This window comes from Collinsella sp. zg1085 (assembly GCF_018889955.1).
GTDB lineage: Bacteria > Actinomycetota > Coriobacteriia > Coriobacteriales > Coriobacteriaceae > Collinsella.
Window position 1 is genome coordinate 1 of record NZ_CP076545.1, and the last position, 20761, is coordinate 20761.

16 protein-coding genes and 4 tRNA genes are annotated in these 20761 nt (G+C 45.5%); 17 read left to right on the forward strand and 3 right to left on the reverse strand.

Translation table 11 applies throughout. The features are described 5' to 3' along the window. The first annotated feature begins 9 nt into the window (after positions 1-9). The 6 genes from KPC83_RS00005 (at position 10) to gyrA (ending at position 9625) form a co-directional block, all read left to right on the forward strand. Positions 10-1728 (forward strand): DnaA ATPase domain-containing protein, encoded by a 1719-nt coding sequence (locus tag KPC83_RS00005; protein ID WP_216278566.1) that lies wholly within the window; start codon positions 10-12, stop codon positions 1726-1728. A 242-nt stretch (positions 1729-1970) separates the two neighbouring features. Further along, positions 1971-3074 carry a DNA polymerase III subunit beta gene (gene dnaN, locus KPC83_RS00010; RefSeq protein WP_216278567.1) on the forward strand — a complete coding sequence of 368 codons (1104 nt, stop codon included), beginning with the start codon at positions 1971-1973 and terminating at the stop codon, positions 3072-3074. A 14-nt stretch (positions 3075-3088) separates the two neighbouring features. Beyond that, complete coding sequence (gene recF / locus KPC83_RS00015) at positions 3089-4192, forward strand: DNA replication/repair protein RecF (RefSeq protein WP_216278568.1); 1104 nt, start codon at positions 3089-3091, stop codon at positions 4190-4192. Further along, on the forward strand, positions 4179-4547 hold the full coding sequence (locus KPC83_RS00020) for a DciA family protein (protein ID WP_216278569.1): 369 nt from the start codon (positions 4179-4181) through the stop codon (positions 4545-4547). Before recF ends, KPC83_RS00020 begins: the two co-directional genes overlap by 14 nt. A gap of 221 nt (positions 4548-4768) precedes the next feature. Further along, positions 4769-6796, forward strand: coding sequence for a DNA topoisomerase (ATP-hydrolyzing) subunit B (gyrB, locus tag KPC83_RS00025; RefSeq protein ID WP_216278570.1), 2028 nt, complete (start codon positions 4769-4771; stop codon positions 6794-6796). 51 nt (positions 6797-6847) lie between these two features. Continuing rightward, positions 6848-9625 carry a DNA gyrase subunit A gene (gyrA, locus tag KPC83_RS00030; protein WP_216278571.1) on the forward strand — a complete coding sequence of 926 codons (2778 nt, stop codon included), beginning with the start codon at positions 6848-6850 and terminating at the stop codon, positions 9623-9625. A 431-nt stretch (positions 9626-10056) separates the two neighbouring features. On the opposite strand, the gene KPC83_RS00035 is transcribed toward gyrA, so the two are convergent. Together KPC83_RS00035 and KPC83_RS00040 are read right to left on the reverse strand one after the other, a co-directional pair. Beyond that, positions 10057-10132 (reverse strand) — tRNA-Ala (locus tag KPC83_RS00035). A gap of 62 nt (positions 10133-10194) precedes the next feature. After that, positions 10195-10271 (reverse strand) — tRNA-Ile (locus KPC83_RS00040). Positions 10272-10399: 128 nt separating this feature from the next. On the opposite strand from KPC83_RS00040, the gene KPC83_RS00045 reads away from it, so the two are divergent. From KPC83_RS00045 to typA, 3 genes are all read left to right on the forward strand, one after another. After that, positions 10400-10960, forward strand: a complete 561-nt coding sequence (locus KPC83_RS00045; protein ID WP_216278572.1) for a bifunctional nuclease family protein — start codon at positions 10400-10402, stop codon at positions 10958-10960. Positions 10961-10973: 13 nt separating this feature from the next. Next, a complete protein-coding gene (locus KPC83_RS00050) occupies positions 10974-11429 on the forward strand; it encodes a hypothetical protein (RefSeq protein ID WP_216278573.1) in 456 nt (151 codons plus the stop codon). 147 nt (positions 11430-11576) lie between these two features. Continuing rightward, on the forward strand, positions 11577-13400 hold the full coding sequence (gene typA / locus KPC83_RS00055) for a translational GTPase TypA (protein ID WP_216278574.1): 1824 nt from the start codon (positions 11577-11579) through the stop codon (positions 13398-13400). A 249-nt stretch (positions 13401-13649) separates the two neighbouring features. Here typA and KPC83_RS00060 read toward each other — a convergent pair whose 3' ends face one another. Continuing rightward, a complete protein-coding gene (locus tag KPC83_RS00060; RefSeq protein ID WP_253200918.1) occupies positions 13650-14537 on the reverse strand; it encodes a trimeric intracellular cation channel family protein in 888 nt (295 codons plus the stop codon). Between the two features lie 134 nt (positions 14538-14671). Between KPC83_RS00060 and KPC83_RS00065 the strand changes: the two genes are divergently transcribed. The 8 genes from KPC83_RS00065 (at position 14672) to dnaB (ending at position 20725) form a co-directional block, all read left to right on the forward strand. Beyond that, positions 14672-14762, forward strand: a tRNA-Ser gene (locus KPC83_RS00065). A gap of 41 nt (positions 14763-14803) precedes the next feature. After that, positions 14804-14894: transfer RNA gene (locus KPC83_RS00070), tRNA-Ser, on the forward strand. Between the two features lie 331 nt (positions 14895-15225). Next, positions 15226-16599, forward strand: a complete 1374-nt coding sequence (locus KPC83_RS00075; RefSeq protein WP_216278575.1) for a DUF4013 domain-containing protein — start codon at positions 15226-15228, stop codon at positions 16597-16599. A 417-nt stretch (positions 16600-17016) separates the two neighbouring features. Further along, positions 17017-17313: a 30S ribosomal protein S6 gene (gene rpsF, locus KPC83_RS00080; protein ID WP_216278576.1), complete on the forward strand. Its 297-nt coding sequence runs from the start codon at positions 17017-17019 to the stop codon at positions 17311-17313. Between the two features lie 53 nt (positions 17314-17366). Next, complete coding sequence (locus KPC83_RS00085; protein WP_216278577.1) at positions 17367-17828, forward strand: single-stranded DNA-binding protein; 462 nt, start codon at positions 17367-17369, stop codon at positions 17826-17828. Between the two features lie 51 nt (positions 17829-17879). Continuing rightward, on the forward strand, positions 17880-18146 hold the full coding sequence (gene rpsR / locus KPC83_RS00090; protein ID WP_216278578.1) for a 30S ribosomal protein S18: 267 nt from the start codon (positions 17880-17882) through the stop codon (positions 18144-18146). Between the two features lie 14 nt (positions 18147-18160). Further along, positions 18161-18679 carry a 50S ribosomal protein L9 gene (rplI, locus tag KPC83_RS00095; RefSeq protein WP_216278579.1) on the forward strand — a complete coding sequence of 173 codons (519 nt, stop codon included), beginning with the start codon at positions 18161-18163 and terminating at the stop codon, positions 18677-18679. A gap of 654 nt (positions 18680-19333) precedes the next feature. Then, positions 19334-20725 (forward strand): replicative DNA helicase, encoded by a 1392-nt coding sequence (gene dnaB, locus KPC83_RS00100; protein ID WP_216278580.1) that lies wholly within the window; start codon positions 19334-19336, stop codon positions 20723-20725. Positions 20726-20761 lie beyond the last annotated feature (36 nt).

Below are 20761 nucleotides of genomic sequence, written 5' to 3' on the forward strand. Positions count from 1 at the left end.
AGAGTAACTATGGAAAGCGATGCAAAACTCCTCCTTGACGATACTGTGGCGTATCTCAGCCGAGACAAGCAAGAAGAGCGTCTTATTCACATGTTGTTACAGTCCCGTCCAACAACATTAGAAGAAGATACGCTCACCATTGAGGCTCCCAACCGCTTTGCTCTTACCTTCTTAGAGCGCAATCGAGCACTTATTGAGTCATACCTCAAACAAGTTGCCTTTACTCAGATTACGCTTGTGATTAAAGAACCATCTCATCAGCCTATAATACCAAACTTACAAACTGATGGTGTTTTTCATACACAGACAAACGCTTCTCCTTCATCAGAAGCGTTTATTAACCATGAACAAACGGTACCTTCTCAAGACAACATAGCTACCCCTATATCACAGCACACAGCACGTGACACTCAAATGCCAACACCACCAGCCTTGAAACGTTCTCAAACTGACGGAGAATCTGCTGATGGTATTAAAGTGAGTAACACTATTTCTAAAGATGAGTTTGTTGCTCTTAAAAACCGTATGAACAACCAACTATCAAGTGTCATCAACACAGCACAAGCTCAAAAAACATCAGCAAACTTTATTCCACAGCCTGATGAAGCTTTTCAACCCATTCATATCAACTCAAAATTTACTTTTGCAAATTTTGTTTATGGTGACGAAAACAAACACGCCTATCATTCAGCTCAGCGATTTGCCGCCTTTGCCGATGAACCAGGTCAGTCAAACTCACTCTTTATATATGGTGGTTCAGGGCTTGGAAAAACGCATCTTCTTTTAGCTATAAAGAACTATCTCGCTGAAACAAAACCATATATCCAGGTTAAATATGCCAACTCGCAAGTCTATATTGATGACTTTATTAATGAGATTGCTCAGCAAAAAACTCAAAACCGTGCCATTTTGCAGGACTATCATAAGGCTAACATTCTCATAATTGATGATATTCAAAACATCATTGGTAAGCAGGCATCTATTGAGTATTTCTTTAGCTTGATGGATGAGTTTATTCGAGAGAACAAAAAGATTGTAATCGCTTCTGACCGTGCTCCTAAAAAGCTTGGCATGGATGAGCGTCTTACCAGCCGTTTTAATGCCGGTATGCTCTGTTTAGTATCAGAGCCCGGCTTTGAGATGAAATACACTATTCTTAAACGCTACTACGAAACTATTATCCGTGGAGGTAATGACGGGGCGGTTATGAATGTAGATGCCAGCCTTTTAGGAGCGCTACATCCCCGTGAAGGAAAACTTACCGACGAACAACTACGTCATATGGCAGAAATCTCAGGCAATAATATTCGCGAGCTTGAAAGTTTTTGCGAACGTTGTGCCAGCTTATCGTTTGAACGTGAGCAGGCAGGACTTGAGCTTAGCGCAGAAGATATTGAGCAAGTAGCAGATGAATACTTTGACACCGTTCATAAGGTTATACATGTAGATACTATTCAAGATGTTGTTGAAGAGTTCTATCACGTAAGCCACGAAGAATTAGTAGGTCCTAAACGCTCACGTGATATTGCCTTTGCTCGACATGTAGCAGTTTATCTCGCTAATTCACTCTGTGATTTATCATCAAAAGCCATTGGTGAACAATTTGGTGGGCGCGACCACTCAACCGTTATCAATAGTCTTAAAGTTGTTGAGAAAAAAATCAAAGAAGATCGCCGTATCTGTGATGACTTACAGCAACTTAAAAACAAAATCACCCTCAGGTCCTAATAATAAGTCGGAGTATCTATGTTGATAAGCGGTAGGAAAAATCAGGGAAAACAGGTGAGTAACATACACTCAATAGTGGATAGAAAACGGGTGGATACCGCAATGTTAATAACTGAGTATATTATTCACCGCGTTTTTGGAAAGAAATTAAGCATGTGAACTTGAGAAATGTCAGTTATCCACATCGTCCACACCCTTATTATTGTTATTACTTATATGTATATATAGGAAGGATAAAATAGATGAAGTTCACGGTTAGCCAATCATCACTTACCCAAGCACTCACTACCGTCATGAAGGGTATCGCAGGAACTTCAACCCTTCCTATCCTCGCAGGCGTGTTAATGCGTGCTACTGATGGTGTTATTGAATTTCAAACGTCTAACTACACTATTGCAATACGTCATCGCATTGCAGCTCGTGTAGATGAAGACGGTGCTATGGTTGTTCCCTGCAAAATGCTTGCCAATATTACAAAAACCTTACCTGATGCTCCTGTTAATTTTGAGCTTGAAGACCGTCAGGTAAAGATTAGTTGTGAGAAAAGTTCATTTCGTCTCAATACCCTCGATGTAGGAGATTTCCCTGAGTTTCCAAGCTACTCCTTAACTAATTCAGTTGAGTTACCTGCTGATATTTTGTCTGATATGGTTGCTCGTGTATGGAAAGTCACCTCAACAGATAAGAATCGACCAGTTTTAAACGGTGTGTATATGACCGTTGAAAACAATACGATTCGCCTTGTGGCTACTGACTCATATCGTCTAGCAGTATGTGATACGCAGGTCGAAACATCCTCACTTGAGGGAAGTTTTGAACTTAATGTTCCTTCTGAAGCAATGAATGATGCTCTTTCAATAACAGCAGGACAAGGAAGCATCACTATTGGTTCCACCGATACACAGGTTGTCTTTATTGCAGGTAATACCACCTATATCGCCCGCCGTATTGAAGGGGTATATCCAAACTACAAAGCCCTCTTACCTAAAGCGTGCACCACAACGGTTAAAATCAATATTGAGGCCTTATCTGCTGCATTAAAGCGCGTAGCTGTTATTGCACAGAATAACTCAGCAGTTCGTTTTGAAATTGATACTGATATTAAAACCCTCTCACTATCAGCTATTTCAAATGACCAAGACGCAGCTCATGAATCAATTGATGTTGAAGTTGAGGGTGAATCAGGCATCATCGCCTTTAACTATCACTACATTTTTGGATGCTTGAATGTGCTTGGGCGTGAGAAAGAGATTACACTTGAGTTGCAAAGTTATGCTCAAGCAGGTGTATTCAAGAGCTACGACAAGATTAATTACCTCTATCTTGTTATGCCAGTTCGCATTTAGAAGGTAGAACATCTATGCCGCTTTATGCGCGCGAGCTGCGGGTGCATAACTTTCGTAGTTATGTAGATATGAGCCTTGAGCTAAACTCAGGGCTCACTATCTTAGTTGGACATAACGCTGCTGGTAAAACTAATCTAGTAGAAGCACTTCAACTCTTAACCGCGGGGCAGTCATTTCGCAAACCAAGCCCGTCTGAATTGATTAACGAAGATGCAAGCAGTGCAGATATACGCCTAGAGCTTATCGGCGATGGACGCCATCTCGACCTAGGGCTTGAGATAAGCCCTGAGCGCCGACGCTTTCTAAAAAATGGCAAGTATGTCAAAACTCAAGGCATACGCGGAATACTACCAAGTGTGCTTTTTTGCCCTGACCACCTCGACATGATTAAGAGGTCAGCCTCAACACGTCGTGAAACTCTTGATGATTTTGGTTGTCAGCTTAATCAATCATATGCGCAGCTTGTTTCAACATATAAACGTGGTCTTGAGCAGCGTAATAAGTTGTTACGCAACGAGTATCTTGACCATGGGCTCCTTGAGGCATGGAATGAAAGTATTGTGCAATCTGGTGCAGCTCTTATTCAGCATAGAACAGCGCTTTTGCAACGTATTGAACAATATATGCACGTAGTGTATGCCTATATTGCTCCTTCTGAAACTATGCAAATTCGCTATCGCAATAGTTTTTTAGATACAGACGATACTCATCAATACACTCGTGAAGAGTTGATTGAGCACTTTTATCAAGCGCTTGTACAAACACATACTGATGAGCTTCGTCGTGGGCTTACCCTAGTGGGGCCGCATAAGGACGAAATAGAAATCTCAATTAATGGGAGGCTCGCACGCTCATTTGGAAGCCAAGGACAACAGCGTTCTTTAGTGCTTGCCTGGAAAATTGCTGAGCTTGAAGTTACAAAAGATATTCTTGGATATAGTCCTCTTTTACTGCTCGATGATGTAATGAGTGAACTTGATGAAAAGCGCCGCTCAGCACTTGCACATTTTATTCAAGATGAAGTGCAGACGGTTATAACAACAACCAACCTTGGGTATTTTCAGACATCTATTCTTGAACGGGCACAGGTGGTGAATATCTCCCATGACAACTCATGAGCGCAATCGAACAACCTTAAGCCTTTCTCAGCTGGCACAAACTATGCGCGAGCAAGTCTTTGGTGGGCAAACAAAAGAGCAGCAAGAGCAGTTTATTCGAGCTGAGAAGCGTGCGCGAATCTTTCATGCTTGGAATACAGTTATAGGAAAAAGTCGTGAAAAACAGCATGTAACAGGATTGTTTTATATTCCTGAAAAAAATGAACTACTGGTGTATGTTGATGAGCCTGTTTGGGCGCAGGAATTTAGTATGCTTCGTGAAATTTTAAGGGCTCGTATGGCGGCTATTGGCGCTGATGTTGCTCATATCAGCTTTAAGACATCAACGCATACCAATAACTCACGCCGTGAATAAACATATGTTCAACTCCAAACAATAAGTTAAGAGAAAGCCTTAAGAAAGCTTCAAAAGTTTACCGTGAGTGGAAAAAGAGTAGTAATGCTTAAAACTGGCTTCTGATGGCTTTATGGTTCCTTCTAAGGCTATATTTATCCCTCTATCAGAGACACAGTTTTTCCGGTAAACTTATGCGGTTAGCAATAAACAAAAAGGAAGATGTATGAGAGGGTGGTCACGTGGCTAAGGAAAACCAATACGGCGGCGGCGAGATTAAAATTTTAGAGGGTCTTGACGCTGTTCGTAAGCGCCCTGGCATGTACATTGGCTCAACAAGTTCAAGCGGTCTTCATCATCTGGTGTATGAGATTGTTGATAACTCTGTTGATGAGGCAATGGCAGGTTTTTGTACCAAAATCTCAGTCACTATTCATGCAGATAATTCCATCACGGTTGTTGATAATGGTCGCGGTATTCCTGTTGAGAAGCATCCTGTTAAAAAGATTCCAACCTTAGAAGTTGTTATGACAATCCTTCATGCAGGAGGAAAGTTTGATAACGCCGCCTATAAGGTTTCGGGTGGTTTGCATGGTGTGGGTGTTTCGGTGGTAAATGCTCTGTCAAAACGTATGATTGTTCAGGTTAAACGTGATGGCAACATTCATGAGATGCAGTTTTCACGTGGTAAGACCACGCAAAAAATCAAGACGGTAGGAACTGCTAAATCAACGGGAACTATTACGCGGTTCTGGCCAGATGATGACATTTTTGAGACAACAGTCTATGACTACGACATTTTGCGTAATCGCCTGCAAGAAACTGCATTTCTTAATAAGAATCTCAAGATTACCCTTACCGATGAGCGTGAACTTGCACCGCGTGTTGAGGAGTTTTGCTATGCCGGCGGCATCGTTGACTTTGTGAAATATCTCAACGAAGGCAAAACTGTTCCGGACGGTCTTAAGCGGCCAATTTACCTCACAGGAGCTTCTGAGCCAGATGCACCGGTTGATAAAACAGGTGAGGTTGAGGTTGCTCTACAGTGGAATGCATCCTATTCAGAGACTGTTATGAGCTTTGCCAATGACATTAATACCCCTGAGGGTGGTATGCACCTTGAGGGTTTCCGCACCGCACTCACCAAAGTTATTAACGATTATGCCCGCCGTCAAAATATCTTAAAAGAAAAAGACTCTAATCTTACTGGTGATGATGTTCGCGAAGGTTTAACCGCTGTTATCTCAGTTAAGCTGGCAGACCCTCAGTTTGAAGGTCAAACCAAAGCTAAACTTGGCAGCTCATTTATGCGTACCTTAGTGTTAAAGGTGGTAACCGAGGGATTAACAGACTATCTCGAAGAGCACCCAAAACAAGGACGAGAGATTGTAAAGAAGGCTCAACAAGCTTCTAAAGCTCGCAATGCTGCTCGCAAAGCGCGTGAAGCTACACGTCGCAAATCATTGCTTGAAACCGCAAGTCTTCCTGGAAAACTTGCTGATTGTTCAGTGCGCGACCCTGAGATGACTGAGCTTTTTATTGTAGAGGGTGACTCCGCTGGTGGTTCTGCAAAAGATGGTCGCCGTCGTGACATTCAAGCAATTTTGCCGTTAAGAGGAAAAATTCTCAACGTCGAGCGTGTAGGAGACCATCGTGCTTTTTCCTCAGACACTATCCAATCGCTGATTACCGCAATTGGAACTGGTGTAACCACTGGTCTTGGTGATGGGGGAGACTTCGACCTCAGTAAAGCGCGGTATCATAAAATTATTATCATGACCGACGCTGATGTTGACGGCGCACATATTCGTATTTTGTTGCTTACCTTCTTCTATAAGTATATGCGCCCGCTCATTGATGCTGGTTATGTCTATGTTGCCTGCCCGCCTATCTTTGGCGTTAAGGTTCGTAATAAGATTCATTATGTCTATCCTAATGGTCGTCAGGCTGAAGATGAGATTTTGCGCGAGACTATTGCAAGTCTTGGATTAAGTGTTGATGAGGATGACGCCGAGCAAGAACCAAATGGTAAGGTAGCTAAAAAGCGTCGCGGATATTCGGTTCAGCGGTATAAGGGTCTAGGTGAAATGGATCCCAAGCAACTTGCGTCAACCACCATGGACCCTAAAACCCGTATTTTGCAGCGGGTTACTATAGAGGATGCCATAGTTGCCGAGCGCGCGGTGCGTGAGCTTATGGGCTCAGAAGTAAGTTATCGCCGTGAGTACATTGAGAAGCATGCTCGTGATGCTCGCTTCTTAGACGCATAAAACTTGCAGGTCACGATATATATTCATAGCCTGTATTAAAAGGAGATTTTTGTGGCAGAAGATACAAATCAAACGTCTCATGATGAAAACCAAGATTCTACTATCTTGCCAGAAGACCTACGACGCTTGCTTGCGCGTGCTGATGAGGATGAAGGTACCGAGACATACGACCCTGACGCACCATCAGATGATGACAGTGATGACGAGACCGAGTTAGAGGAAAGCTTTGGCGCGGTAGATCGTGGTGATGCGGCTGGCGAGGATGTGAATGGAGGTCAGCTTCAAACCTCGGAGTTTGGTCGCGAGATGAAGCAGAGCTTCATCGAGTATTCGATGTCGGTTATTACCGCCCGCGCTCTGCCTGATGTTCGCGATGGATTAAAACCGGTGCATCGCCGCATTTTATATGCAATGAATGAGAGTGGTATTTTTCCTAATCGCCCGCATAAAAAGAGTGCTTGGACGGTTGGTGAAGTTATTGGTAAATACCACCCTCACGGTGACTCTGCAGTATATGAAACCATGGTGCGTTTGGCACAATGGTTCTCCATGCGCACGCCACTCGTTGATGGTCATGGAAACTTTGGCAACATCGATGGTGACTCCGCCGCAGCTATGCGCTACACCGAGAGTCGTCTTGCAAAGCCTGCTATGGAGCTGTTGCGTGATTTACAAAAAGATACGGTTGATTGGCAGCCAAACTATGACGAGTCGCTCGCTGAGCCTAAGGTATTGCCTGCTCGTTTTCCTAACCTCTTAGTAAATGGCTCGAACGGTATTGCGGTTGGCATGGCAACTAATATTCCGCCGCATAACCTTTCAGAGACGGTTGAGGCAACGTGCTACTTTATTGATAACCCAGAGGCAAGTGTTGAAGAGTTAATGACATACTTACCAGGTCCAGACTTTCCAACTGGTGCTCTTATTATGGGTACCGATGGTATTCGCCAAGCATATGAAACCGGTCGCGGCTCAATTACCATGCGCGCAAAAGCACACGTTGAGTCAACAAAAACCGGCAAGAATCGTTTGGTATTTACCGAGATTCCATATCAGGTTAATAAAGGTTCACTACAAGAAAAAATTGCTCAGCTGGTTAATGAGAAACGCCTTGAGGGAATTTCTGACATGCGTGATGAATCAACGCAAAAAGGGATTCGCTTGGTCATAGAGCTTAAAAAAGGTGTTATTCCACAGGTTGTTCTCAACAATCTTTATAAATACACTTCACTTCAAACCACCTTTGGTGTTAACAATCTTGCTCTTGTTGACGGTGTTCCTAAATGTCTTACCTTGCCGCAGATTCTGTCTCACTATGTTGAACATCAGGTAGAGGTAGTAACTCGTCGTACACAGTTTGACCTTAAGAAAGCTCAAGCACGCGCACATATTCTTGAAGGTTACCTTATTGCGCTTGATCACATTGATGAAGTTATTTCAATCATTCGTGCATCTCAGACAGATCAAGAGGCTTCTCAACGCTTGATTGAGCGCTTTGGGTTTACCTCTGAGCAAACCACTGCCATTCTTGAAATGAAACTGCGTCGTTTGACCGGTCTTGAGCGTGACAAGATTGAAGATGAACTAGCTGGTTTACGTCGCGCCATTGCATACTATGAAGACCTCTTAGCGCATAAAGAAAAGATTCTTGCAGTCATTAAAGATGAGATGCGTGAGATTTCTCATAAGTTTGGTGACAAGCGTCGTACTGAGATTACGCAAGCAGAAAAAGACCTTGATGTTGAAGACCTTATCGCTGATGAGGATATGGTAGTTACCATCACTCATACCGGCTACGTAAAGCGTATTCCTGTGGCAAGCTATCGCAGTCAAAAGCGCGGCGGTAAAGGTGTATCGGGTGCAAATCTAAAAGAAGACGACATTATTGATGAGATGTTCATTGCAAGCACTCATGAATATGTTCTCTTCTTCTCCAACAAAGGTAAGGTGTATCGCCTGAAGGTACATGAGTTACCAATTGGGTCGCGTCAAGCACGTGGTACCGCAATTGTTAATCTCCTACCATTTGAGGAAGGCGAAAAAATTGCGAGCGTAATCGCGTGCCGTGATTTCCCTGATACCGACTACCTCATGTTTGCTACAGCAGGCGGCATGGTCAAAAAGACTGTTATGAGCGCATATGGACGTGTCCGCCGCGATGGCATCATCGCTATTAACCTCAGAAGTGGTGACCGACTCTTAGGTGTTCGTCGCGTTCGCAAGGACGACTTGGTTATTTTGGCAACAACTGCTGGAAAAGCCATTATGTTTAATGAGGACGATGTTCGCGCAACAGGGCGCGATACCTCAGGCGTGCGTGGTATTACGCTTAAAGCAGAGGCTGAAGTACTTGGCATGGAAATATCCAATGGCAAGGGCGACCTGTTTGTAATTACCGAGCGTGGTTACGGTAAGCGCACCCCGGTATCTGACTATCCAACGCAAGGGCGCGGTGGTCAGGGTGTTTACACTATTCAGATGACGGAGCGCAAAGGCAACCTTGCTTCTATGAAGGTAGTAGGACCCCAGCACGAGCTCTTTATCATTACTGAGGGTGCAACGGTTATCCGCGTTAAGACAGAAGAGATTTCGCAAACCGGTCGTGCTACGCAGGGCGTAAAGATGATGAGTGTATCTGAGGGTGACCGTGTTGTTGCGGTCGCTCGTATGACCAGCGCGAAGAAGAAACTCAAGGCTCCTGCGGTGGCTGAGGGTCAGGACGCACTTGATTTTAGCTCAGTTGGTGGCGATGGTACTTTAGATGATGAGCGTATCGATATTGGCACCGGTGATGAACTACTCGAAGACCTCATGGATGATGAGTCATAAGCGGTTTAGTCTTAAGTGTATTACGTATGTAGGTATGATTGTAAAAGAGGGCGCCAAGGCGTCCTCTTTTTGTTGGAGTTTTTAGCAGAGTTAGGCTCACTCTTAAAGTACATCGACCTAGTGTACGAATTTTTCAAGACAGGGTAAGTACACTCCACTAAGCTAAAGCATCTTTCCTGCGAAAATGCCGAAAATCTTGCCTATACAGACCCCTTATACTTGGGATGCTGGCAAAAAATCGTACACTAGATTGATGTACTCTAGGAAACCCTGTAATTCGTTTTGTCTCTTATCTGTATTGTATGTAGAACGCGCACAATTAGCTGTTTTTACTCCAAGGGAAGCGAATAAAACTCAAGGACGGTTTGTAAAGCATACACACAAGGCGTAGCTACTAAACCTTATAGATTGCAAGTGCATAATCAAAAAAATGGTGGAGGTTAGGGGGATCGAACCCCTGACCTCAGGCTTGCAAAGCCCGCGCTCTCCCAGCTGAGCTAAACCCCCACGCTCGTAATAAACACCCCAGCGGCGACTCAGCTCTCGCTGGGGTGTTTATTTCAAAGAAGTGGTGGACCTGACAAGACTCGAACTTGTGACCTCCCGGTTATCAGCCGGACGCTCTAACCAACTGAGCTACAGGTCCATCGCGGGGAAGATATTAACTTAGTTTGATAAGCAAAGTCAACACTTTTTTATCCAAGTTGCAAGGATTTGTTAAAAAGCGGGTAAGATACCCAATCATATGAAGCAATACAGCAGGGGAGGTACGACATGATTCGTGTTGACATAGAGACTATTGTCATGGCGGCAGGCCCCATGCCTTCGGTCATTGTCCTGCGTGAACGTGCAACAACCGGCTCAGGAGATACTCCTCAACGGGCACTTTCAATTCCAACAGGACCATATGAGGCAACAGTTATTAGTCGTGGTATTGAACATAAAAAGTCTGAGCGACCTATAACACATGACCTCATGGTTCAGGTGCTAAGTAGTATTGGCGCTCGGTTAGAGCGCGTTGAGATTACCAATCTTAAGTCGCCTGTGTTTTATGCATCGCTTGTTATGACGGTGCCAGAAAGCTTTGATATTTCAGATGTCAAAGCAATTGGTGCTGTGTCACACAGTTCAGCCAATCGCTCACAAGAAATCTCAATAGATGCTCGTCCAAGTGATGCAATAGCACTTGCGGTGCGCATGAGTGCACCAATCTATGTTGAAGATGATGTGATGAACCGCGCAGGAAATATTGGCACACAGAATGATAGTATTTCTGAGCAAGATTTAGAGCGCTTTGATGCATTTGTCCAGTCGGTTTCACCTGATGATTTTTAAGAGAGAACACAGCATGTCTTCAACAGATTCAACTGAGTATGAAACAGTATCGCCTGAGCTTGATGCCATGGTTGGCGATGTATTGGGTGAGTTTTTAGACGCGCTGGCAGTAGGCGAAAACCCAGGTGTAGTCATTTGCGTAGAAGATGCACAATCAGCACGCTATGAGGCAAGCTTTACTGAAGATGGTATTGAAAGTTGCCTTGGTGCTGCACAAAAGTTTATTACCGACCATAGTACCGGTGTAAAAAGCGACGGTGTGTCCTCACTTGTGCGCTATGCCATAGCGTATGTTGGAGCTGTTGACCTAAAAGAAGGTGGCTACCTCGACGCAATTTTGGTGAGCTTCTTTGAGTTAGGTCTTAAAAGTGCCTATTCAGCGTATGTCGAAATTGAGAACATTGGTGATGAGGAGCGTTTTGCTTGGGCTCCTCCTCAAGCTGCAGGAGCTGAGACTGCACTTATTTAGCTTATCCGCGCAGCAAATAATGTATTCCTTCAAAGGTGGTCGCTCTGTGTGAGTGTGTTTAATCATTGTGCTTATCGGTGTATGTGAGTGTGAAAGTCGCTATTATATGCACGTTTGACATGCGATATAAGGTTGTAGAGGAGAAATATGCGGGTTGAAAACCTGAGAAACATTGCCATTATTGCCCACGTTGACCACGGTAAAACTACTTTGGTTGACAAGTTGCTGCGCGCAACTGATGCCTTCCGTGCCAATCAGCAAGTTGAAGAGCGCGTTCTTGATTCAAACGACCAAGAGCGTGAACGTGGCATTACCATTCTGGCAAAGAATATTTCAATCGAGTATAAAGACGTAAAAATCAACGTTATTGATACTCCAGGGCACGCCGATTTTGGTGGTGAAGTTGAGCGCGTGCTGCGCATAGCTGATGGTGCTTTGCTGTTGGTTGATGCGTTTGAAGGTCCAATGCCGCAAACGCGCTTTGTTCTGCGTCATGCCATTGATACAGGACTGGCTATCATGATTGTTATTAACAAAATTGATCGTCCAGGTTCTGACCCTGAACGTGCATATAACGACTGCTTAAACCTGATGGCAGACCTTGGAGCAACTGATGAGCAGCTCGAGTTTGCTATGGAGCATGTTATTTATGCAAGTGCGGTAAACGGATTTGCTCGTCGTGACCCAGATGACAGCAATATGGATATGTTCCCGCTTTTGGACATGATTTTAGACGACCTGCCTGCTCCAGAGGTAGACACAGATACCAGCGTTGCTATGCAGTGCGTAACAATTGACCATTCAAACTTTGTGGGTCGCATTGGTATTGGTCGTGTGTATTCTGGCACCTTGCACAAAGGTGAAACAATTCTGGTTGTCAAAAATGACGGCTCAAGCTCAACTGCTACCATTAAACAGCTCTTTACCTTTGACTATCTTGGTCGCAAAGAATGTGATCAGGTAGGAGCGGGTGATATTGCTGCTGTTGTAGGTATTGATTCAACTGATATTGGTGATGTATATACCAATCCAGATAACCCCGTATCGCTTGACCCTATTGAAATTGACCCTCCAACGCTTTCCATTGTATTTGAGGCATCAACTTCTCCCTTGGTTGGTCGCGATGGCGATATTGTGGGCGCACGCCAGCTCAAGGAGCGCCTGTTTAATGAGGCTGAAAACAATGTCACCATGCGCATAACCGAGCTTGAAGATAAGAGCGGTATTGAGGTATCGGGGCGCGGTATTCTGCATTTGTCGGTGCTGATGGAAACGCTTCGCCGTGAGGGGTATGAGTTTCAGGTTGGCCGTCCGCGCGTGTTGTTTAAGCGTGATGAGGCTGGTCAGCTGATGGAGCCTATCGAGCAGGCGGTTGTTGAGTGTCCTGATGAATATGCTGGTAAGGTTATTGAAGTATTTGGTAACGCCGGCGGCACAATGACCAACATGGAGACGGGCTCAACCGTTACTCATATTGAGTTTAGGATTCCTACGCGTGGCATTATGGGTTTGAAAAACCGCGTACTCAATGTATCGCACGGTGAAGGTGTGTTCTACCATAATTTCTTAGAATATGGCCCTTATGCAGGTGATATTGGTGGACGCAACAACGGCGCCATGATTTCAATGACAACCGAAAAGGCAGTTGCATACGCATTGGGAACCTTACAAGAGCGCGGCTCGCTCTTTGTTGAGCCAGGTACTGAGTGCTATGAGGGCATGCTGGTTGGTGAGCGGAATCAGCCAGTTGATATGGTTGTCAATATTGCGCGCACCAAGAATCTGGGTAATCAACGCTCTTCAACTGCAGACATCTCGGTGCAATTGGTTCCACCTCGGACTTTCTCGCTGGAGGAAGCGCTTGAATACATTGTGGATGATGAACTAGTTGAGATTACACCTAAGAATATCCGCATGCGCAAGCGTTTGCTCAATGCGACAGATAGAAAAAAGGCCAAGAATAAGCAGTAGGCGCTTACTAAAAGGTAAAACAGTTCCTCAATTCTGCACGACAAGATGGAACGTGTTTCTTATAGCTACTACACCAAACGTGGGTTGTTATAAGAGACATGTTCCATCTTTGCTTTAGGAATCTGATAACAGAACGGTACTTTTTTGCGGTTCAGCAGATTCTTTGCGATGCTGCAGCTCCTGCTTATTTATTGAGCGTGTGGGTGGGGTACACGCGCGAGCAGCATTTGTGCGTAGCAAATGAAAAAACTAGCTGCGATTATGTTTACGTCCGCGATGCGAGCGGTGCTGGGCTTGTTCAAGATGCGTTACTTGGCTCCGACGCGCCTCAATTTCAGCTACTACACGTTCGTGCCGCTCATCGAGTGCATGTTCACCTTTTGTAGACTGTATTTGGCGCAATACCGTTTCTGTGGTACGGGTTTTGAAACGTCGCAAAGGTCGCGCCATCTGCGAAAAATTAACCTCAGTTGGGCTTAAAATATTGTATTTTAACGACACCCAACGAAGAACCATAGTGAGCACCGTGCAGGCAATAAGTGCCAAAACCTTGGGAGTATGCCAAACGGTGACCATAAAAACATACACTCCGGTGCCTGCAAGTGCGGCAATTGCGTAGAAGTTTCCCCGCTGAAAAATATACGGTACACGGCTGAGAATAATGTCGCGCAACATACCGCCACCTACTGCGGTGAAAAAACCCATCATAAGCGCTGCGGGCACAGTAAGCTCATAACGCAGTGCCTTATCGGCTCCCATTGCAGCATATAAACCTACTGCAAAAATATCGAAGAAGGCGAGTAAGCGGTCAGGCTTTTCTACAAGAATTGGAAAAACAAACACCAAGGCTGCGGTGGCAATTGATACGTGCAGTGCCAGTGGCTGGTCAAGAATATATACGTCGCCGCGCTGCAAAATGACATCACGAAGTACGCCGCCCCCAAGACCACAGACAATTGCAATTCCGAGTGCGCCAATAAAGTCAAGCTTGTCTTTTCGTGCAGACAACATGCCTGATGCAGATGCAAACGCAACTGCCAGAAGTTCAAGCGGAACAGGAACCGATACAGGAGCGTCCATACGTATAGGTATCTGAACGAGCGCAGACATGAACGGCAGCGCATGTAAAGTAAGCACGTGCACAACCTTTCCGCTATAAAAGCCTACAAAACATCACGCAGCACATCTTACATGGAAGTGCTGGGATAAAGGACTAAGAATTAGCACTTGCGTGAGCCGCTGCTTCAGGTAAAATAACCTGTGCACTTCACGGAGAGTTGTCCGAGCGGCCGAAGGAGCACGATTGGAAATCGTGTAGGCGCCAAAAGCGTCTCCGGGGTTCAAATCCCCGACTCTCCGCCAGTTTTCTTGTGGCCGTAGTAAGGCTGCATTTCACCCCATGCGGAGGGGTGGCAGAGTGGTTGAATGCGGCGGTCTCGAAAACCGTTTACGGGTACTCCCCGTACGAGGGTTCGAATCCCTCCTCCTCCGCCAGTATGGTTAAGTATGTACTCGCAACCTAAAGAGCTTAATAGCTATATCACGCGTGTGTGCTGTGCAGAACACGCTTAGACATAGCGATTAAGCTCATAAGCTCGTACAACAGGTTAACTTATGAAATTTATAAGAGTAAAGTAAGCTCTTTGCTTGTTGCTGCAATCATAAGGAAGTATGCAAAATCTGCCTTAAGGCTGGCTTAAAATAGTGTTAATTGCGGTAAAACACACCAGAACAAGATACACTTGTAACAGGAAGTTATAGCAGCTCATATGTCGTGGTTCACATAAAGCTGTTATAGGTTTTTCGACAATGTAGAGGAGCGGCGATGAACACATCTGAGTTTAGTCTTAAGCACGCATGGCAATTGCTTACGCGCGACAAAGGCTGGATAAAGCCTATTCTTATCTTAAGCCTTGTAATATGGATTCCTTTTATAGGTGCAATTGTGCTTTTAGGGTACTTCCTTGAGTGGGGACGTCTCGCTGCTTGGAGAGTTGACGCAGCCCCTAAACAACGAGGCATACAATACGGAAAAGTAATAAGCACTGGTTGGCGAGGCTTTCTCGTAAGTCTCTCGATGGGTCTTGTGTTTGCAATTATTGGTAGCGTGTTCTTTCAAGACAAAGCAATAGGGTCCAGCAGTCTATGGAATTTTCCTTCCCTATCATCCTTGTTTACTCCAGGAGCTCTCTTTTTCTCGGACTTTGGCTTTGGTTCGGGTATTCTTGCAAGTATTTTTAATATTGTGATTGGTACCGTAATTTCACTTGCAGCTTTGCGCGCCACCATCTATGACAGTTTTTCTGCTGCTTGGCGCTTGGATAGAATTTGGGATATGATTTCGCGCGATGTGCCAGGCTTCCTCAAGCTATGCGGCATCTCAGTTCTCTTGAGCTTTATCAGTGCAGTGGTCCTTGTTGTTTTAATTGCATTGTTGATTGCTGTATTGATGAGTGGAATTGCTGGGTCAGCTGTTCCTCTTGCAGGTTTAATTTCGGTAGATGGTGGCACATTATCTGGTTCATTCCAAAGTCTTGCTTCCTTTATAAGTTATGTTGGCTCAGGTTTTGCCGTTTTTCTTGTCTGCGCAGTTATCCTTGTTGTTTATATTGGCCTTGTTTTAGAAGTTATCACCCAACTTCTTATTATGCATATTATTGGTCAATGGGTAGCACGCTTTGATGTTGCTCGTTGGGGAGTGTCATCTGCTCCACTGCCGCAAGGTGTGCCGTATATCTCTGCCGCTTTAGCTCAAGATACACCTGCAAGCGAGATGCATGCTGCTGCAGTTCCTTCTGCTCCCAATGAGGTACAACAAAATGTTACGAGCGATGACAACGCGAATGTAACAGCTGAAACACCTGTTGCCGAGGTTCAGCATACTCATGAGCCAAGTGATGAAGCTTGTCAAAATACAATAGATACACCAGATGCAACGGTTGCAACAGTTTCAGGAAATACACCAGATACACCAGATGCAGAAAATGTAGCATCTGCGTGCGACATTTCAAGTGAACCATTGGAGCCTTCATGTGAGGCTGTCGCACCAGCTGAGACACCTGAGGAACAAACAGACAGTCAGGATGTCGTTGAAGTAGATACGGACGCGCCTGAGAATGACATGTTGCCTGAAGTTCCTTCAACAACAGATGTTCCAGAAACTCCTGCTAATTCTGGAGATGATTCACTTCAACAGTAAAGCGAAATAGCACATAGCGGCTTATATAACCAGAGGAAGAACTAACGTAAAACGTTTTCTCCTCTGGTTATTTTTTGTGACGGTTCTGCTTACAAGTAATGTGTCTTTTGCTGATATGTTGAGTTGAAGCTGTGAATGTTACACCTCTAAAACTCAAAGTAACAAGCTTTGTACCTGCAGAAAGTAGAAATAGATGAGTTTTGAATGAGTTTCAACATAGATATACAGAAGATTAGCAGCAGAAACCTGTTCAATTCATCGGGCATCCTGTAGGTGACGTGGTGGCTATGTGGAAGTGATGGGATGTAGCTGCAGGTTTTTGCGTATTGCGCGCAAAACTACTATACTTGCGTCCGTCTTTCCTGCTCTGGGCGCACCTTCACGACCCGGAGCCTTATGCCCAGAGGAGGTGACAAAATGAAGGCTTATGAACTGCTGTTCTTTGTTAACCCAGCTCTCGACCCTGAGACTCGTCTTGCTGTAATGAAGCGTATTGACAATACGATTGCTGAGGGTAAGGGTACGGTTGACAACGTAGACGAGTGGGGTAAGCGCAAGCTTGCTTATCAGATTGATAAACTCGTCGAAGGTGACTACACCCTCATCAATTTCCATGCTGACCCATCCATGATTGCTGAGTTGGACCGCGTGCTTCGTATTACCGATGCCGTTGTTCGCCACATGATTGTGCGTCGTACTGACGTTGTGGAGTAATGCTGCAGTGGAGATGAACGCAAAGCGTTCAACACGAGAGGTAGTGAGTATCTATGAGCATCAATCGAGTAATTATTTCTGGAAACCTTACCCGCGACCCTGAGTTGCGTGCTACCGCAAATGGCACCCAGGTTCTGTCGTTTGGTGTTGCGGTCAATGATCGTCGCCGTAATGCACAGTCGGGTGAGTGGGAGGACTATCCCAACTTCGTTGATTGCACGATGTTTGGCACCCGTGCCGAGGCTGTGAGTCGCTATCTCTCAAAAGGCTCGAAGGTTGCCATTGAGGGAAAGCTTCGCTACAGCTCTTGGGAGCGTGACGGGCAGCGCCGCAGCAAGCTTGAGGTCATCGTTGATGAAATTGAGTTCTTGTCGCGCGCGCAACAGGGTGGTCAGGGCTCTTATGCCCCAGCTCCTACTGCTGACCCGTATGCGGCAGCTGTTTCGGCTCCGGTACCTGCACCCATGCCGGCACCGGGTCCGGTCGATGTCTACGATGAGGATATTCCGTTCTAGGTTGTATAGACCTAGGTATGGATTTCACCTATTTTTGAAAGGTATTTTGACATGGCTAATGATTTTTCAGCACGTCAGCCGCGTCGTAAGTACTGCCAGTTCTGCAAGGAGAACACTGAGTTTATCGACTATAAAGACACTCAGCTTCTCCGTAAGTATATGACCGACCGTGGCAAGATCAAGCCTCGTCGCGTCACTGGCGCTTGCACGCAGCATCAGCACGATATTGCAACTGCCATTAAGCGTGCTCGTGAGATGGCTCTGCTTCCGTACACCGTTCCTGTGGTTTCCTCTCGCGGCAACCGCAATCGCGACTAAGGAAGGAGTGCCACATGAAAGTTGTTCTTCTTGATGAGATTAAGGGTAAGGGCGGCGAAGGCGATGTTATCGATGTAGCTCAAGGCTATGCAGAGAACTATCTCATTCCGCAAAAGCTCGCCGTTGCAGCAACCAAGGGCAATCTTAAGCAGCTTGAGGAGCGCCGTCGCAATATTGCAAAGCGCGAAGAGACGCGCGTTGCTAACGCAGTCGCAACAAAAGAGTCCCTTGAGGGCAAGTCTGTTACGGTTGATGTTAAGGTTGGCGAAGAAGGCGTTCTCTTTGGTTCTGTAACCGCTCCTATGATTGCAGACGCTGTTCAGGCACAGCTTGGTATCGAGGTTGACCGTAAGCGCGTTGAGCTTGGTAAGCCCATTAAGCTTGCAGGTAGCTATACCGTTGAGATTTCGCTGTATCGTGAGATTCGCGCAACAGTAACCGTTTTGGTTGGTGTTGAAGAGCCAGCAGAAGAGGCTGAGGAAGAAACCGTAGAGGTCTCTGAGACTGAGTCAGCTGAAGAGGCTGCTGAGTAACACATACTTACTAAGCATTCATACTTGAATGCATTTGAACGTATGAAAAGGCACGCTTGCGAGCGTGCCTTTTGCCTTGTGGTGACTCAAATATAAAACTTAAGATTTGTCTCGCCGTGCCAAATTAGAATACTTTTCCTCTTGACATTGAAGAAGGAATAGAAATCCACAGGTAAAAGCCGATCTACGGTAAAACCATCACAAGCTACGCAAAAATTCTCTCGTACGATCATATGTTTGTTCCACATGCTCCTTGCTGGTGTTTTATAGTTTCAATCTGAACTTGAATACATTTACCTGCGGAAATGCAACAACTCCATAATATTTTCACGACAACTAGGTCTCATACAGGGTGCTTTTGAATTTCTAGCTGCACACATCATGTATCTGTGGAAAACTTATCCACACGCACATTTTAATTGTTGAAAGTGTTGAAAACCGCTCTTTTCGCCGGTAAAAGATAGCGGGGTTTTCCTCTTGCCTTGGGGATATTTGTCACCGCGCACAAATCTATGTGGGTGCCTGTAGGGCTAAGCTAGAAACCAGCTTTTTGCAAGCATCTCATAAGCCACTGAAAAAAGAAATGTTACTCGACGAAATTGCGTGCATGACCTAGGATAAGAGCTTACCTACCACCACAAGAACAGGAGCCTCATGGACGCATCGCGCGATTATCAATGGACGCCATCTGGTGTAGCTGAGCGCGGCTCTAAACTTGGGCTTCCTAATAACAACGAGGCAGAGGCACAAGTTCTTGCTGCTATGATGCTTTCAAGCGATGTCGTTGAAGAAGCGCTTGTAGAATTACTCTCTGAAGATTTCTATCGTCCGGCTCATAAGACACTGTTTTTGGCGATGCAAGAAATGTATGAGCGAAGCTTGCCCATCGATACCATTTCGCTCATTGACTACCTGACCACCATTGAAAAGCTTGATGCTGTTGGTGGTGAGCCATATATTCTTGAATTGGTGGGCAACACCTTATCGCTGGTTAATTGGCAGCACCACGCAGGTATTGTTCGCCGTGATGCCATGTTGCGCGAGATTATTGGTGCAACCAACCAGATTAACGCCCTTGCCTACAACGCTCCGACCGATACCAAAGAGGTCATTGAGCGCGCAGAAAGTATGCTGCTTTCGGTCACGGCGCGTGAGGTAAAAAGCTCATATAAGCCGCTTCATGACTACATGAGTGAGGCGTATAGCGAAGCCGAAGAGGCACAGGCCGCCGGTGGCGTGGCGCAAGGAGCTCCTACTAAGTTTCCAAGCCTTGACCGCATGCTTATGGGGTTTCGGTCAGGGCAGCTCATCATCATTGGTGCGCGTCCTGCGGTAGGTAAGACTTCCTTTGCGCTCAACCTTGCGCTTAATGCTGCATCTGAGGGTTATACCGTGGGCTTTTTCTCACTTGAGATGAGCGGTAAAGAAATTGCGCAGCGTTTTATTTGTGCACACGCTCAGGTTAATATGTCCAATTTCCGCATAGGAAAAATCTCTCCGCAAGAGTGGGGCAACATCAATGAGGCAATCGAGGACCTTTCGCGACTTGATATTTTGATTGATGACACGCCAGGTACCACGGTTACCGAGATTCGCGCTAAAGCTCGTCGTATGCTTCACAACAAAGAAAAGGCGATTATCATCTTGGACTATTTGCAGCTGGTGAGCCCTCCAGCTGGGCGGCGTGCTGAGTCGCGTGCCGTTGAGGTATCCGAGATGAGCCGTAGCCTTAAAATCATGGCAAAAGAGTTAGATGTACCAGTTGTATCACTGTCGCAGCTTTCGCGTCAGGTAGAAAGTCGAACAGGAAAGCGCCCGCAGCTTTCTGACCTGCGTGAATCAGGCTCAATCGAGCAAGACGCTGACATCGTTATGTTTTTAGACCGTTCAAGCTCTGAGCAAGAGGCAGCGCGTGACGATAGACCCGATGAAGGTATCACGCGCGTTATCTTGGCAAAGAACCGTTCTGGTCCTATTGGAGATGTAGATTTGGTCTTTATGCCGGCTTCCACCAAATTCTTTGAGCTGACTGACCACGAAAATTAAAGCGATATTGAAAGCTGATGTATAGACGCTGAAATA

Excerpts from the sequence above, each read along its gene's own strand:
- KPC83_RS00045 (WP_216278572.1), top strand. The coding sequence starts at position 10,400 with ATGATTCGTGTTGACATAGAGACTATTGTCATGGCGGCAGGCCCCATG.
- dnaN (WP_216278567.1), top strand. The coding sequence starts at position 1,971 with ATGAAGTTCACGGTTAGCCAATCATCACTTACCCAAGCACTCACTACC.
- KPC83_RS00075 (WP_216278575.1), top strand. The coding sequence starts at position 15,226 with ATGAACACATCTGAGTTTAGTCTTAAGCACGCATGGCAATTGCTTACG.
- KPC83_RS00050 (WP_216278573.1), top strand. The coding sequence starts at position 10,974 with ATGTCTTCAACAGATTCAACTGAGTATGAAACAGTATCGCCTGAGCTT.
- rpsR (WP_216278578.1), top strand. The coding sequence starts at position 17,880 with ATGGCTAATGATTTTTCAGCACGTCAGCCGCGTCGTAAGTACTGCCAG.
- KPC83_RS00085 (WP_216278577.1), top strand. The coding sequence starts at position 17,367 with ATGAGCATCAATCGAGTAATTATTTCTGGAAACCTTACCCGCGACCCT.
- rplI (WP_216278579.1), top strand. The coding sequence starts at position 18,161 with ATGAAAGTTGTTCTTCTTGATGAGATTAAGGGTAAGGGCGGCGAAGGC.
- rpsF (WP_216278576.1), top strand. The coding sequence starts at position 17,017 with ATGAAGGCTTATGAACTGCTGTTCTTTGTTAACCCAGCTCTCGACCCT.
- dnaB (WP_216278580.1), top strand. The coding sequence starts at position 19,334 with ATGGACGCATCGCGCGATTATCAATGGACGCCATCTGGTGTAGCTGAG.
- KPC83_RS00020 (WP_216278569.1), top strand. The coding sequence starts at position 4,179 with ATGACAACTCATGAGCGCAATCGAACAACCTTAAGCCTTTCTCAGCTG.
- typA (WP_216278574.1), top strand. The coding sequence starts at position 11,577 with ATGCGGGTTGAAAACCTGAGAAACATTGCCATTATTGCCCACGTTGAC.
- KPC83_RS00005 (WP_216278566.1), top strand. The coding sequence starts at position 10 with ATGGAAAGCGATGCAAAACTCCTCCTTGACGATACTGTGGCGTATCTC.
- recF (WP_216278568.1), top strand. The coding sequence starts at position 3,089 with ATGCCGCTTTATGCGCGCGAGCTGCGGGTGCATAACTTTCGTAGTTAT.